We start from the raw sequence: 15,999 nt of genomic DNA, 5'->3' as shown, positions 1-15,999 counted from the left end.
GTTACTAATTATGAGTGAGCAAACAACCAACCAAAGTCATACCCCTGCCGCAAAACCTATTAGTAAAACAGGTAAAACTGTTTTTAGCATTCTTACTGCCATTAGCTTCTCTCACTTGCTGAACGATATGATTCAGTCATTGATATTAGCTATCTATCCACTCTTGCAGTCTGATTTTTCACTCAGTTTTGCACAAGTCGGTTTGATTACATTGACCTACCAAATTACAGCATCATTACTGCAACCTGTCATTGGCTATTATACCGATAAACATCCACAGCCTTATTCATTACCTATCGGGATGGGCTTTACACTAACAGGATTGCTATTGCTTGCTATGGCTGAAACATTCCCCGTTATATTATTAGCTGCCGCACTAGTAGGAACGGGTTCTTCAGTCTTCCACCCTGAATCATCTCGTGTCGCACGCATGGCATCAGGCGGTCGTCACGGCCTTGCACAGTCTTTTTTCCAGGTTGGTGGAAATTTAGGGGCATCTTTGGGGCCATTACTTGCCGCACTGGTTATTGAGCCTTACGGTAAAGGTAATGTCGGTTGGTTCTCTTTGGCCGCCTTATTAGCGATTGTCGTGTTATTGCAAGTAAGCCGTTGGTATAAGCAACAACATCGAGCTGTCAGTAAAAAGCCAGTATCTCACGTCGAAATCAACGTATTGCCTCGTAAGGCTGTCATTGGTTCATTAGCTATATTGCTGATATTAATTTTTTCTAAATATTTTTATCTCGCAAGTATTAGTAGCTATTACACTTTTTACCTTATTGAAAAATTTGGTGTCACCGTACAGAACGCGCAGATCCACCTATTTATCTTCCTTTTTGCGGTCGCCGCTGGAACCATGATAGGCGGGCCTGTTGGTGACAAGATTGGGCGTAAATATGTAATTTGGTTCTCTATCTTAGGGGTCGCGCCATTTACATTGCTGCTACCACATGCCTCTCTGTATTGGACGAGCATTTTAACCGTTATCATTGGGTTGATATTAGCCTCAGCGTTTTCGGCCATTTTAGTCTATGCACAAGAGTTGATCCCCGGTAAAACCGGAATGATATCTGGCCTGTTTTTTGGGTTAGCATTCGGCATGGGAGGTGTTGGCGCCGCAGTATTGGGGCAAATCGCAGATAAAACCAGCATCGAACAAGTTTATCAATATTGTGCATTTCTGCCTTTATTGGGTATTTTTACCGTATTACTACCAAATCTAGAACAAAAATAGTCATTTCCCTTTATTTAACCCATACTTATTGAAAAATAAGTATGGGAACTTACCTCTATATCTCACTTAAAATTCAACAAAAAATCACACAAATGACATCTTTGTAACGATTTAGCACTAATAAACCACTTTTATTTGAAAAACATTTAAATTTTTTAAGGAAATTTTTCTCAAATAACGATAAAATAGAATTATATGCAAAGTGCATTCCAAAATATGGGAACTTGATTCCTAAAAATTCAAATCAATCAAAGGAGACTAAATGGAGCATTCTACGCCCTTAATCACAACCATTGTTGGTGGTCTCGCCCTTGCATATTTGTTAGGTATGATCGCTCAGCGATTAAAAATTTCCCCTTTGGTGGGCTATCTTGCGGCGGGTGTTTTGGCCGGTCCTTTTACTCCGGGTTTTGTTGCCGATACAACGCTTGCGCCAGAACTAGCTGAAATTGGTGTTATCCTTTTGATGTTTGGTGTCGGGCTACATTTTTCACTGAAAGATCTCTTAGCCGTTAAAGCCATCGCCATTCCCGGAGCGATTGCACAAATTGCAGTCGCCACTCTTTTAGGTTTAGGCCTTTCCATGCTATTTGGCTGGGGAACCTTTTCAGGTATCGTTTTTGGCCTCTGTTTATCAACAGCAAGTACGGTTGTATTACTTCGTGCCTTAGAAGAACGGCAACTGATTGAAAGCCAACGAGGCCAGATTGCTATCGGTTGGTTAATTGTTGAAGACCTCGCGATGGTTCTGACGCTAGTTCTATTACCCGCTGCTGCTGCAATTATGAATTCTGAGCAAGCGAGCTTTAGTGAGTTACTTATCGGACTTGCATGGACTGTGGGGAAAGTGGTCGCCTTTATTATCATTATGATAGTTATTGGTCGTCGTGTGATCCCTTGGATTTTATCACGTACCGCATCCACAGGTTCTCGTGAATTATTTACACTTGCTGTGCTCGCTCTTGCACTGGGTATCGCCTATGCTGCTGTTGCATTATTTGATGCATCATTTGCACTCGGTGCTTTCTTTGCGGGTATGGTGTTAAATGAATCAGAACTTAGCCACCGTGCAGCACAGGATACGCTCCCACTAAGAGACGCGTTTGCTGTACTCTTCTTTGTTTCCGTTGGGATGCTGTTCGACCCTGTCGTACTGATTGACCATCCATTAGGTGTGATTGGTGTTCTCGCGATTATTATCGTCGGTAAATCTGCGGCCGCATTAATCCTTGTTCGCCTATTTGGCCATTCAAGGCGAACGGCATTAACCATCTCTGTTAGCTTGGCGCAAATTGGTGAGTTTGCCTTTATTTTAGCAGGCATGGGAATGGCACTTGGTGTCATGGACAAAGAAGCACAAAACTTAGTGTTAGCAGGTGCGATAGTTTCAATTATGCTTAATCCTGTACTCTTTAGTTTACTCGATAAGTACTTAGAAAAAACCGAGACTATCGAGGAACAACTACTCGAAGAGACATTGGAAGAAGAAACCCAAATTCCTGTCGATATTTGTGGTCATGCCATCATTGTCGGCTACGGGCGTGTTGGTGGTATGTTAGCTGATAAACTGCGCCGTCGTGATATTCCATTAGTCGTCGTGGAAGACACTCGAGCTAAGTTTGAAGAGCTGGCTGAAAACGGGTTTAGCGCTATCCTAGGTAATGGTGCGAATAAAGACATTATTAGCCTTGCGCGCATTGAGTGTGCGAAAACTTTGCTACTCACGATTCCAAATGGCTACGAGGCTGGTGAAATCGTGACTCATGCAAAAGAGTTGAACCCGAATATTACCGTGATCGTCCGTGCTCACTATGATGATGAAGTTAGCTTCATTAAAGAACGTGGGGCCGACCATATCATCATTGGTGAACATGAAATTGCTAAAGCCATGGCGACTTTTATGTGTAACGACGTGACCGAGTATGGCTGTTCAATTGATGATGAACCATTATCAAAAGATACTGAAGGCAAAAACCTCGATGAGTATCTAAAACCATCTCACTAAAATAATGTTAAAGGGAAGTGCAAACTTCCCTTCAGACTGCCGCCAAACATATGATGTTTGGCGGAAAGTCGAATAGGTTTTGAAAATAAGAGAGGGAAATCAATTTATTGATTTTCGGCTGATAACACAAAGTGGGAAAAACCACGCTTTTATCCCGCTTTGTCAACAACCTCAAGGGAAGTGCAAACTTCCCTTTCTTTTAGGCGCTAATTTCATACCAAAACAACATTAAGCGCTTCCATCGTCTGCGAATCAAATATCCCTTTCTCTAAGCAAGATGTAAGACATCATATCGGTTATTCATCGTGATTAACCAATCTATGCCCACGACACTCAAAAAACCTTAAATTCAATTTGATATGGCTTACCCGTTCCTTGCAATAATATCGTAATAACATTTTTATCTGTTTATTAGTCTAAAATAGAACAATTAACAATAAATGGATTCATATTTCCTCCACTTTTTAGCCCCTATAAGGCGCTATACTCCATTTCGCCTAAACCATTATTGATGATATTTTTTGTGTCCTACTTCCCCCACTGTGTGGGGGGTTTTTTCTTCACTATCTAAAAAAACACCCCACTGTTTTATTATCAACAATGAGGTGCTATCTGACGCTATTTAAGAAAAAACCAACAACTAGCGTTCCCAATATGACTCTTCTAGACTGTCTTCTTTTTCAGGTAAACCACGGGTTAAACGCGGTGAATGCTGAGTTAGCACTTGATAACTCACCCGATTCGCATATTTGCATACTTGGGCTAATGAAGAGTAAGTCAGATACTGACGCGCATGTTTACTGGAATTCGGTACGTTCATACGATGGTATGAATTCGCAGTGATATCATGTAACAACGCCGATAAAGCGCCGTCACCGGCCCCATTGGTATTCATAATTTTTTCTGGGCCCCCCATATAAGGTTCTATATGGGAATAGATACGCATAGGAACTTCACAATCTTGCCGGCGCATAGCTCGGCTAAATTCATAGAGGTTAAATTCAGGGATCGCCCCCGGCAACAGAGGATGCTGTGTAGTGCGTTTAAATGCTTCTTCCGTATAGCCAGCCATATAAAGGCCTGAAGGCCCCGCCGTGCACAACACAAGATCAACCCAATTAAGGGCCATATCCGATGCTAACAGTGGATCATTAAAGCCCGTCAGCTCCAATGCTTCATCTTCATTCATCGCCACGACAGAAACATGTTCAGCGAGGAAATCACGCCAAAATTGAGGGTCTTGGGCTATAACAAACTTAGTTCCAAGCGTTAATACCACAGGAACATTATGCTTCTTAGCATAGCTGATAGCTTGCATCGTAGCCTCGGGCATGGTTTCACCCGGTTTACAACGCACTAAATACGCAGTAAGTACCAAGGCCGATGCACCAGCAATAATCTCTTCTGGAATACTGTCAGGACGAAGTCGATTCATATGCCCAGGGCTAATCGCAAAAGTTCGTTCACCATTTTCTGCAATCAGTGTAAAGCAACGTCCTATAGGCCCATCAACCCCTTGTAAATAGTTAAGATCCATTCGGCTCGATGTGTGGCATAAATAGCGATAAGAATAGCTACCTATTTGAATGTTATTACACATGGTACCTAACAATACAGAGCGATCATCCGCCAACACAGAGTAATTATGCAAAGTATTGCCGATGGTTCCACCTGCAAACTCATGAGTTATCAATGCATTACTTGTTAGCTCTGCATATAACGCTTCTGCAACATCATCTTCTATAACTAAAGAATGCCCTTTGCTTAATTGATAGCGTTCAATAAATGCATCATCGACCTTGGCTTCAATATCGACAAGTGTCTGATCGATACCCACGATATAGGATCGACAGTTTTCACCCTCATCCATCCGCTCTTTGATAGGTTGTAACAGTGGATCTCTTAAACTAACAGGAAAATAATGCTTTGATTTACGTTGACCGGGGAATTTCATAATGAACAAATTAGCGAGTAGACATGCCGCTATTCTAGCATGATAAACATAAACCAGCACCTGCGATCAAGGTGACAATTTATGTTTATCGTGATCGATTATGAATGTGACGCCGTCTTCATTGTATAATCGCGGTATAGCTCGCGAGTTAATACGTATGCGCTGCTCAAGATCAGGCCGAGGATAGCACTCAATGCGATGATGAGTGTCGATTTTGGCGAATCTTTCTTAGCGGGTAAATCAGGTGCAAGAATGAATTTAGCGGGTAAAAAGTCGATAGTATCAATCTTTAATTCTGACAAGCTATTGATGTAGTGTTGACGAATTTGTAAATCTTCACTCAACATTGCAATATCACGGTTCTGCAACTCTATCGCTAATTTTTTCTCTAGCGCTTCCGTTCCTAATGCAATGGGATAATCAGGATCATCACTAATGATGGCAGAATCCGTCACTATCGGCTTACGAACGCCCGCCGCTTTTGCGATATCAATGGCACGTTTTAATCTTTCCACCTTAACATCGTATTCTGTCCGAATTTTTGTCACCTCTTGTTTAAAGGTTTCATTTGCACGGACTAACTGTTGGGCTATCGCATTTTGAATATCTTGCTTAAATTGCTCCCTGACTTTTGTTGCTGTATAGCGAACATAGCCAGCCAACAGATCTTGAGCTTCTGAAGGCGTCGGTGCAATGAAAGTGAGTATAATGTCATTCGATGTACTATTTTTTTCTTTTGACTGGTCTGTAATATGAATACTGTTGGTAATAATGTTATTTACCAGTCGTTGCTCACCATTTTCTTTATCCGCTGGATCAATTTTTTTGGCGAGTTCTTGAAAGTAGTTCGTGCTACGAACATAGGCTTCTTGATTAACTTTTGATCGATACTGCTCAATAAATGCATTAAAAATTTGTTGTGCAGATAAATCAATTTTCACATCAAGAACACTGAGTTGCGCACTGAGTGTATTAATATCTTTAATTTCTTCAGAAGATGGGGGAACAACAACCGCTGTACTGCTCCATTTTTGGGGGAGCAGGGATACCACAAGAGTACTAATAAGCGTAATAGCAACAGTGATAGCGATAATAATAAATTTATTTCTTATTAAAACAGCAAACAAAGCCATCAAATCAACTTCATCGCTTTGCTGTAAGTTAAATTGCGAGATTTGCATCTCACTTGCTGTTTTATCATTCCGTGATTCTCTATCAGTGCTCATAATAAATTCCAGTTAAGTACCAAATTAATAATGCATCAACCCTTTATATCAGTGAGTATAATAGTTTTCTCGATTTATGATATATCGATAAACACCATATTTAATATTAATTTAAACTTTAAATTGTTTTTATTAAACCATTAATCAGGATTTTGAATAAGTTAATACTATCCTCACTGTCATTTAATGCGGGTATATAATGATAGGATTCTCCCCCTTGGCTTTTGAAAAAGTGTTGATTTTGTTCACTAATTTCTTCTAGTGTTTCTAAACAGTCCGCAGAAAATCCGGGACAAATCACTTGAACTGATTTTACGCCTTGTGAGGGTAATTGATTCATTGTCTCATCGGTATAGGGCGTTAACCAAGGCTCACGACCAAAACGAGATTGATAAGTCATCAATACACGTTCCGCTGGAAAATTCAACGCCTCTTTAACTAAACGAGTTGTTGCTTCACACTCTTGTGGATAAATATCGCCAGTATCCGCATAACGTTTAGGAATACCATGGAACGACAAAATCAGTCGGTCAGGTTCACCATGCTGAGCAAAGCTTTGCTCAATTGAGTTGACTAGGCCCTGAATATAGGCAGGATGCGTCGCATAACTACGGATAAAATGTAACGACGGAATTGTACGCATTTGCTTGAGAATCGCGGAAATACCATCATAGACAGCCGCTGTCGTCGAACAGGAGTACTGAGGATATAAAGGAAGTACGATTAATTCGGTCACACCTTGGCACATCAAGGAGTCAATTGCACTTTTCAGTGACGGTGAGCCATAACTCATCCCAACTTCTATTGGTATATTAGGAAAACATTCAGCTAACTTAGCTTTCTGCTTTAACGTATAAGCGAGTAAAGGTGAACCATCTTCGGTCCAAATTGATTGATAGAGTTTCGCAACCTTAGGCGAACGAAATGGCAATACAATGCCATATAAAATAGGTTTCCAAATCGCACGAGAGACATCAATAACACGGACATCACTCAAAAATTCCGCAAGATAACGTTTAACTGCCGGAGTCGTTGGGGCATCAGGCGTCCCTAGATTAACCAATAAAATACCGAATTTATTCTCTGACACAATGATACTCCTTAAATGATAATTATTCCCAACTTTATATCATAAAATGCGGTCTTTATTTATCTTCTTATGCGACAAAAGCAAAGGCAGCGATTATCGCTGCCTTTGTTGATAGCTATCATCTTTATTAGCCGAGGATTTTTGCTAATTCTTCACTCACTTCAGAAACTTTGCGAGTTCCATCAATTTTGAAATACTGAGTGTTACCCGCAGCCGCTTCTTTTTGATAATAAGCGACCAAAGGTGCGGTTAAATCATGATATTCAACCAAACGCTTACGAACGGTATCTTCTTGGTCATCTTTACGAATAGTGAGCTCTTCACCTGTGACATCATCTTTATTTTCAACTTTAGGTGGGTTGAATGTCACATGATAAACACGACCTGAAGGTGCATGCACACGGCGACCAATAATACGCTCAACAATGATTTCATCAGGTACATCGAATTCTAATACGAAATCAACATCAATACCGGCTTCCTTCATTGCATCAGCTTGAGGAATGGTGCGCGGGAACCCATCCAACAAGAAGCCATTGCGGCAGTCATCTTGTTTGATGCGCTCTTTAACTAATGCAATCACTAATTCATCAGTCACTAACTTACCATTATCCATTAGCTCTTTTGCTTTTAAACCTAGCTCACTACCTGCTTTAACTGCTGCACGTAACATGTCGCCAGTTGAAATTTGTGGAATACCAAATTTCTCCATAATAAATTGAGCTTGAGTGCCCTTACCGGCGCCTGGAGCACCGAGCAGAATGATACGCATTGCGTAAACCCCTTGCTATTTAGTTTTTTATAATTTGAAAAGAAAACAAGATACCATACCATTAGGATGGCGCTTTACTCAAGAAGACACGTAAACGTTTTCGCATTTTACTTCTTTCGTAAAAGAAAAAAACCACGCTAAAGCGCTGGCTAAAACGTGGTTTTTGCTCAAAAACGAAAATCAATTAGCGAATTATTTCATTAATAATTCGTTGATTTTACGAATGAATAAATTTGGATCTTCTAATGTACCGCGCTCTGCTAATAAAGCTTGGTCTAACAAAACATTAACCCAATCAGCAAACAGTGCATCATCCGTCACTTCTGACGCTTTCTTAACCAGTGGGTGTGATGGATTAAGCTCAAAGTTATATTTCACTTCAGGAGCCTCTTGACCTGCCGCAGCGAATAACTTCGCCATTTGTGTGCTCATCTCATCGGCATCGGTGGTGACAATCGCAGGTGTATCCGTCAAACGGTGGGTCAATTTGACCTCTTTAACGCGATCTGCCAACAATGTTTTCACACGCTCAACAAAAGGTTCTAATTGCTTATCGGCTTCTTCTTGCTCTGCTTTATCTTCATCTGCGAGTTTATCCAGCGACTCATCGGCTTTGCTAACCGATTGGAAAGGCTTACCATCAAACTCGGATAAATAGTTCATCATCCATTCATCAATGCGATCAGAAAGCAGTAGTACCTCAATACCTTTCTTACGGAACAGCTCTAAATGAGGGCTGCTCTTAGCCGCAGCATAGCTATCCGCCGTGATGTAATAGATTTTCTCCTGCCCTTCAACCATACGGCTAATATAGTCTTCTAAAGAGACATTCTGCACGTTGCTATCATTATGTGTTGATGCAAAACGCAGCAGTTTCGCAATAGCTTCACTATTGCTCATATCTTCCGCAGGTCCTTCTTTCATCACTAGACCAAATTGCTGCCAGAAAGACTGATATTTTTCCGCATCATTCTTCGCCAGTTTATCTAGCATTTGCAGGACACGCTTGGTTAATGCACCACGCAAGCTACGAGTTAATGCGCTATCTTGCAGTATTTCGCGAGATACGTTGAGGGGTAAATCGTTTGAATCCAATACCCCACGCACAAAACGCAAATAATTTGGCATAAACTGCTCAGCGTCATCCATAATAAACACACGCTGAACATACAGTTTTAATCCATGGCGCTGCTCACGATTCCAGAGATCAAACGGCGCCTGTGAAGGTATATACAATAAGCTAGTGTACTCCTGCTTACCTTCAACACGATTATGAGACCAAGTTAATGGATCCGCATAATCATGGGAGATGTGTTTGTAAAACTCGATATACTCTTCATCAGAAATTTCAGACTTATTACGCGTCCATAGCGCTTTAGCTTGGTTGATTTTCTCCCAAGTTATTGTGCCATCTTCTTCATTTTTAACTTCAATTTCTACAGGTAGTGCAATATGGTCTGAATATTTGCTGATAACTGAACGCAAACGCCAGTTATCTAAAAACTCTTTTTCATCTTCACGCAAATGTAACGTGATTTCAGTGCCACGATCCGCTTTTTCAATGTCGGCAATAGTGTATTCACCTTCACCAGCAGATTCCCAAAATACGCCTTGGTCTGCCGATGCACCAGCAGCACGGCTACGAACAGTCACTTTATCAGCAACGATAAAAGCAGAATAGAAACCAACACCAAACTGACCAATCATTTGACTATCTTTTGCTTGGTCACCACCCAGAGATTCTAAAAAGGCTTTAGTGCCTGATTTAGCGATCGTTCCTAAGTTATCAATAACTTCATCACGGCTCATACCAATGCCGTTATCGCTAATTGTGAGTGTCCCATCTTCTTTATTTGCGCTAATGCGAACACGCAGTTCCCCATCATTTTCATACAATTCAGGTTTTGAAAGTGCACGAAAACGCAGTTTATCTGCCGCATCGGATGCGTTTGAAATAAGTTCACGCAAAAAGATTTCTTTGTTTGAGTAAAGAGAGTGGATCATCAACTGGAGCAGTTGTTTGACTTCAGATTGGAACCCGCGAGTTTCTTGTCCTTTCATACTCATTAATGCCTCTATATCATCAATCTAATGGGATAGTTTTGACTTATCGATGAGATTGAATTGGGGGCAAAAAACAGAAATTCAAGCGCATGAAAGAAAAAATGTCTCCGCGAAGACTCAGCGACGATAAGTCACTCAAGGGGATAACTAATTGATACTAAAGAATAAAAAAGCGAAGAGATTCGAATTATGTGAAAGGACTGCGACAAAAATAATAGCCGATGCTTCTGGTAAGACATTGCGGTGATTAAAGCTACAGCCAGTCAACCGCCCGTAGCTTAAGATGTTACCTGTTACTAGAGGCGCTGCCTACCCGCTAATGAGTGAGATAACGTCGTACCATCGACCATTTCCAGCTCACCACCAACAGGTACGCCATGTGCGATTCGGCTTGCAGTAATGCCATATTGAGCACACATCTGCGCAATATAGTTTGCTGTTGCCTCACCTTCTACCGTTGGGTTAGTCGCAAGTATCACTTCAGTAATGGTTTCAGAAGATAACCGCTCTTCTAATCTATCCAGTCCGATATCCATCGGGCCAATACCATCAATCGGTGATAAATGCCCCATCAGCACAAAATAACGCCCTGAAAATTGACCAGTTTGTTCCACAGCATAAATATCCGCAGGGCTTTCAACCACACAAATCAAACCGTTCTGTTGACGACGCGGATTTTCACAGATATTACACACATCCTGTTCGGTAAAAGTACGACAATCACGGCAGTGACCGATTTCTGACATTGCTCGAGTCAGTGACTGCGCAAGGCGCATGCCACCACTACGATCACGCTGAAGCAGATGAAAAGCCATACGTTGCGCTGACTTTGGCCCAACACCAGGGAGACAGCGCAAAGCTTCCATCAATGACTCTAGAAGCGGACTCGTTTGCATTAGAATGGCATCTTAAAGCCTGGTGGCAGTTGCATGCCACTTGAAACACTTGCCATTTTTTCTTTCTGCGTTTCTTCAATACGGCGAGCTGCATCATTAAATGCTGCGGCAATCAAATCTTCCAGCATATCTTTATCATCTTCAAGAAGACTTGGATCTATCTCAACACGGCGGCAGTTATGTGAGCCGTTGATGGTAACTTTGACTAGACCAGCGCCAGATTCGCCTGTTGCTTCTAGATTGGCGATTTCTTCCTGAACTTTTTGCATTTTTTCTTGCATTTGTTGGGCTTGCTTCATTAGATTGCCCAAACCACCTTTACCAAACATAGTTATCTCTCACTACTGAGGCCACAGCTTGCTCATAGAGACTGTAGCGTTAAACGGGGCGAATACTTTCTTCATCTAACTGCGCATCAAACATCGAGCGTAGTTTTTGAATCGTTTTATCCGCAATAATTGACTGACGCGCTTGCGCCAGCTTTTCTTCATAAATCGCCTGTCGCCATTCAAGCGGCGTTTTCACTTCGGTATTATCATCTTGAACGATGTTTAGTTCAACAGGATGACCGTAGTGTTCACTCAAGGCACTTTGTAATGCGTCATGTGCCGACGGCTTATTAAGATGACGCTGCGCGGGTCGCAAATGAAGAACGATTTGTGACTCACTGATTCTTTCTATATATGAATTCAAAGCTAATTGTTCAACTAGCTTAGGGATATTTAATTGCGCTATTTCTGCTGACCAGCTATCCCGCTCTCGACCTTCTTCAATAATCTTAGCCGCTAATTCAGGCGTTTTTTCATACTCTAACGCCTCTTTTATTTCAGTCGGTGTGGTAATCGTTTCTTTAGCTTGAGGTTCTTCAAACTGAGGCCGCCACTGATAATGCTTTGGTTTTGTCGATTTTTTAGCGTCAACAGTTTGGTTAACACCCTTTTTTTGATGCTGGCTAGTGACCGCGGCCAGCCTCTCAAGTGCTGACATCGCCGGCTTAGCCTTTTCAGGCGCGGCCGGTTTATTCTTTTTTCCGTCAGATACCTCATTTTGTGAGGACTGTAGCGCTTCCTTAGCCTTTAATAATTGAAAGGTAGGACTATTTTCTGCTATCGGCGTATTTGCCGATAACGGTGATGAAGCCGGTGTTGGTTTCGATGCAACTGAGCGAGTCGGCATCACAGAAGCAGGCTCTACGGCCACCGTTTGTGCTACGGGTTCTTCAATAATGCTTTTGGGGTGAAACGCCAAAGCACGTAACAAAGCCATTTCAATGCCCATACGGCGTTCTGGTGCGTAAGGGAGGTCTCGACGACCAATCAGTAATGTTTGATAAAATAATTGCAAATCTGCTGGAGAAATTATTCGCGCTATTTGTCTGAGACGCCCTTCCGTCGATGAAGGATCCGTTTCTTTTCCTGCGGGTAATAGCTGGATCATGGCAACGCGATGCAACAATGACAATATTTCTACCAGAAGATTTTCCCAATCAGCGCCACGGGTTGCTGCATGCTCGACTTCTTCCATGACAGCAATACCATCAGCACGCACCAAAGCTTCAATGATCGCAAGCGGCTGCTCATCATCCAGCGTACCTAACATCTGACTGACAATATCTGCTGTAACCTGACCTTGCCCCATCGCTATCGCTTGATCTGTCAAACTCAACGCATCACGTAAACTACCATCAGCTGCGCGAGAAATGAGCTGGCGCGCGCGCGAATCATGTTCAATGCCTTCTGCATTTAAAATATGTTCAAGCTGCTCATTAATTTGAGTGACATCTAACGCTTTTAAATGAAACTGCAAACAACGCGACAAAATCGTCACCGGTAATTTTTGTGGATCGGTTGTTGCCAGTAAAAATTTAACGTGCTCAGGCGGCTCTTCTAGCGTTTTTAATAACGCATTAAAGCTATGGCGCGATAGCATATGCACTTCATCAATAAGATAGACTTTAAAACGCCCGCGAGCCGGCGCATACTGCACGTTGTCTAATAATTCTCGCGTATCTTCAACTTTTGTTCTCGATGCCGCATCGATTTCGATCAAATCGACGAAACGCCCCTGCTCGATCTCTTGGCAATTGGTACATTTTCCACAAGGTGTTGCTGTGATCCCCGTTTCACAATTAAGACCTTTGGCAAACAAACGGGCAATTGTCGTTTTACCGACACCACGAGTGCCAGAAAAAAGATAGGCGTGATGAAGCCTCTGGTGTTCCAGACCATTTGCTAATGCGGTCAATACATGCTGTTGACCGACAACATCTGAAAATTTTTGGGGGCGCCACTTACGGGCAAGTACCTGATAGCTCATGAATTATGCAGTTTCTTAACACGGTGATAGCACCATGCTACCACAGCCTCGCCCCTTACGGCGAGACTGTGATAAAAATAGTGAGGAAAATAGGATTAGTGGCCTGGGAACTCAACTAAACTAAATGAGTTAACGCCCTCAGCAGCAAGGCGCTCTACGCCGCCTAAATCCGGTAGGCTGATAATAAAAGCGGCATCGACAATGTTCGCGCCTAGTTGCTTGATCATTCTTACTGTTGCTTCAACAGTACCGCCTGTTGCAAGTAGATCATCGATGACTAATACATTATCTTCAGGCTGAATACTGTCACGATGGATCTCCAGCGTGTCAGTGCCATATTCTAAATCATAGGTCATACTTAATACTTCGCGAGGTAGTTTCCCTTTTTTACGTACAGGAACAAAACCAACGCCTAAGCGCAACGCGACTGGTGCACCAAACAGAAAACCGCGCGCTTCAGTACCTACAATTTTGGTGACATCTTTATCTTTATAATGCTCAACCAACAAATCGATGGTAGCTTGATAAGCTGCCGGGTTATTTAACAGTGTGGTAATATCGCGGAATAATACCCCTTCTTTTGGGTAATCAGGGATAGTTGCAATACTTTCTTTAATCAATTGCAGTTGTTGCTCTCTAGCAGTCATAATAAAGTGCCAATCAATAGTAAACACGAAAAGGTAGAATCTATTTAAAGTACCATAAAAATGCAATAAGGAGCCGCTTATTTGCGACAAGTTTTATTGCTACATATCAATTTTCCATGATTTTTCACTAGTAACGAGAAGAAAAATGAAAATACAGGCTCTTTTAGATGCGCTAAAAACGCAAATTGACGCATTGCAAACCCGCATAGCACCTATCGCTGATCAGGAATTTTCACATTCCCGCTTTGATTCGCAACTGTTTAGCACTAAATCAACGCATCTAGGGGATTGCCAAAAAGAGTTAAATAAACTGTACCAACAACTTTCCCACAGTGTGTCACTTGGTCATATTGAACAAGTTAACTTTCTGACAGAGAAAATAACGCATCAAATCCAAGCGCTTTCCCGAGAACTGTCTACTCAAGCATTACGCCAAAAAGAGACCTCTTTTCAAGAAAAGAAAGAACACGTCGATCTGTATGAACGGTTGGCACAGCATCAAGATTATGAACGCCGATTACTCGCCATGGTCAGTGAACGTGAATTGCAACTCAATGGCCTGACCGATCACGTAAAACGTCACCAATGCCAAAAAGATATTGCAGCATTAGCGGGAAGGCTATACCGTTGCCGACAAGCATTGATACGTATCGAAAAAGCCATAGAACATCAAGAAAACCAATTTTTGGACTAAATTATTAATGGGTGTAGCCTCAGCTCCCATTGTAAGGCGACCTCAATAAATTGATTTATTCTTCATGATTAATTTTATGCAGTAACTGCATACTACCGCAAATAAGCCACCAATGAATGTTTCCATGATCCTTTCTGACAATAAATGATAATCAACATTATTCAGATAAATTGACATTTCAATTAATGACAAGACTAACCCTGTCAAACAAATTGTCCCGAATACATTATTTTTCTTTGTATTACTGATAGGGATTAAAAATGAAAACAAGAGAATTAATGTAAAACCTATGTATGGCATTAAGATAGATGAGTTAAATGCCAAATAAAGTATCAAAACAACAATCAGTGTTCCAATGACCCTATCACGCGTTAATTTAACGATATTTGTTAATTTAGGATTTAAGACAAAGATAAAGGTTAATGGCGCCCAAAAAAAATGGTCTATATTGATGGCTCTTGATGATAAAACACAAAAAATTAAGCCTGTCGAGTAGATCAATGATTGTCCCACTAAGGGAACAGTGACTCTATCTCTTTTTAAAAAGATATACTTCTTTATCTGGTGAATCGTAATTGTTTTCCGTTTGCTCACAGCGTAACAGAACGCAAGTGTCACCACCGTTCCTATCAGTAAACCTATCACCAAGCCGTTGAAGCTCGACTTATTTAAGGTTGCCCCTATGATAAAGAAAATCATAAAGTACTTAAACGACATCTCTAAAGAGGAATCAACATTATAAAGTTGATAATAGAAAAAAGGTGATAGAAATAATACGATAAAGAACAAATAACTAAAGCCTAAAGAATAACCAAGAGCCGTCCCTACAAACACAAATAATGAACATAATAATGAATAAATAATATTTTTATAGCGATTCGCTTTATTAAATATCGTATAACCATGAAGCGCTGACAGTGAACTCCATAAAGTTGCATCAATACCTGCAATATAATAAGTGATAATAAAGCTTAGCACGATACAAAATGTTAAATAGAGGCTTTCCGATAATTTCGTCACAAAATCACCCAGTTATACTATTACCAATAGGTAATAATACTAACATGCACGTAATACCATAACAATCAATAAACTACTTCA

The 15,999-nt window shown here is 41.2% G+C and carries 13 protein-coding genes; 3 read left to right on the top strand and 10 right to left on the bottom strand.

The genetic code is table 11. From position 1 onward, the window contains the following. Positions 1-10: 10 nt before the first annotated feature. Positions 11-1,234 carry an MFS transporter gene (locus O7C57_RS05865; RefSeq protein WP_154624235.1) on the top strand — a complete coding sequence of 408 codons (1,224 nt, stop codon included), beginning with the start codon at positions 11-13 and terminating at the stop codon, positions 1,232-1,234. A gap of 262 nt (positions 1,235-1,496) precedes the next feature. Then, positions 1,497-3,239, top strand: a complete 1,743-nt coding sequence (gene ybaL / locus O7C57_RS05860) for a YbaL family putative K(+) efflux transporter (protein ID WP_154635641.1) — start codon at positions 1,497-1,499, stop codon at positions 3,237-3,239. 640 nt (positions 3,240-3,879) lie between these two features. Here ybaL and O7C57_RS05855 read toward each other — a convergent pair. The 9 genes from O7C57_RS05855 to apt form a co-directional block, all read right to left on the bottom strand. Next, positions 3,880-5,193 (bottom strand): inosine/guanosine kinase, encoded by a 1,314-nt coding sequence (locus O7C57_RS05855; protein WP_154624234.1) that lies wholly within the window; start codon positions 5,191-5,193, stop codon positions 3,880-3,882. A 98-nt stretch (positions 5,194-5,291) separates the two neighbouring features. Next, on the bottom strand, positions 5,292-6,419 hold the full coding sequence (gene wzz(fepE) / locus O7C57_RS05850; protein ID WP_154624233.1) for an LPS O-antigen length regulator Wzz(fepE): 1,128 nt from the start codon (positions 6,417-6,419) through the stop codon (positions 5,292-5,294). Between the two features lie 118 nt (positions 6,420-6,537). Next, positions 6,538-7,509, bottom strand: coding sequence for a ferrochelatase (hemH, locus tag O7C57_RS05845; protein ID WP_163860838.1), 972 nt, complete (start codon positions 7,507-7,509; stop codon positions 6,538-6,540). Between the two features lie 127 nt (positions 7,510-7,636). Next, complete coding sequence (gene adk / locus O7C57_RS05840) at positions 7,637-8,281, bottom strand: adenylate kinase (protein WP_154623576.1); 645 nt, start codon at positions 8,279-8,281, stop codon at positions 7,637-7,639. A gap of 192 nt (positions 8,282-8,473) precedes the next feature. Further along, on the bottom strand, positions 8,474-10,348 hold the full coding sequence (gene htpG, locus O7C57_RS05835; RefSeq protein ID WP_269723762.1) for a molecular chaperone HtpG: 1,875 nt from the start codon (positions 10,346-10,348) through the stop codon (positions 8,474-8,476). A 293-nt stretch (positions 10,349-10,641) separates the two neighbouring features. Beyond that, positions 10,642-11,241, bottom strand: a complete 600-nt coding sequence (gene recR / locus O7C57_RS05830; protein WP_154623578.1) for a recombination mediator RecR — start codon at positions 11,239-11,241, stop codon at positions 10,642-10,644. Then, positions 11,241-11,570: a YbaB/EbfC family nucleoid-associated protein gene (locus O7C57_RS05825; protein WP_154623579.1), complete on the bottom strand. Its 330-nt coding sequence runs from the start codon at positions 11,568-11,570 to the stop codon at positions 11,241-11,243. Before O7C57_RS05825 ends, recR begins: the two co-directional genes overlap by 1 nt. 49 nt (positions 11,571-11,619) lie before the next feature. Then, a complete protein-coding gene (dnaX, locus tag O7C57_RS05820; RefSeq protein WP_269723761.1) occupies positions 11,620-13,557 on the bottom strand; it encodes a DNA polymerase III subunit gamma/tau in 1,938 nt (645 codons plus the stop codon). 95 nt (positions 13,558-13,652) lie between these two features. Continuing rightward, positions 13,653-14,204, bottom strand: coding sequence for an adenine phosphoribosyltransferase (apt, locus tag O7C57_RS05815; protein WP_154623581.1), 552 nt, complete (start codon positions 14,202-14,204; stop codon positions 13,653-13,655). Between the two features lie 145 nt (positions 14,205-14,349). Between apt and priC the strand changes: the two genes are divergently transcribed. After that, positions 14,350-14,898 carry a primosomal replication protein PriC gene (priC, locus tag O7C57_RS05810; RefSeq protein ID WP_154623582.1) on the top strand — a complete coding sequence of 183 codons (549 nt, stop codon included), beginning with the start codon at positions 14,350-14,352 and terminating at the stop codon, positions 14,896-14,898. A gap of 42 nt (positions 14,899-14,940) precedes the next feature. Here the strand turns inward: priC and O7C57_RS05805 are convergent, their stop codons facing one another. Continuing rightward, the gene (locus O7C57_RS05805) at positions 14,941-15,918 is read right to left on the bottom strand and encodes an FUSC family protein (protein ID WP_163860836.1); all 978 of its coding nucleotides are present in this window, start codon (positions 15,916-15,918) and stop codon (positions 14,941-14,943) included. Positions 15,919-15,999 lie beyond the last annotated feature (81 nt).

The organism is Providencia sp. 21OH12SH02B-Prov (genome assembly GCF_027362595.1).
Classification (GTDB): Bacteria; Pseudomonadota; Gammaproteobacteria; order Enterobacterales; family Enterobacteriaceae; genus Providencia; species Providencia zhejiangensis.
Note: the sequence above shows the minus strand (reverse complement) of the source record. Positions and strands in the feature narration are given on the sequence as shown.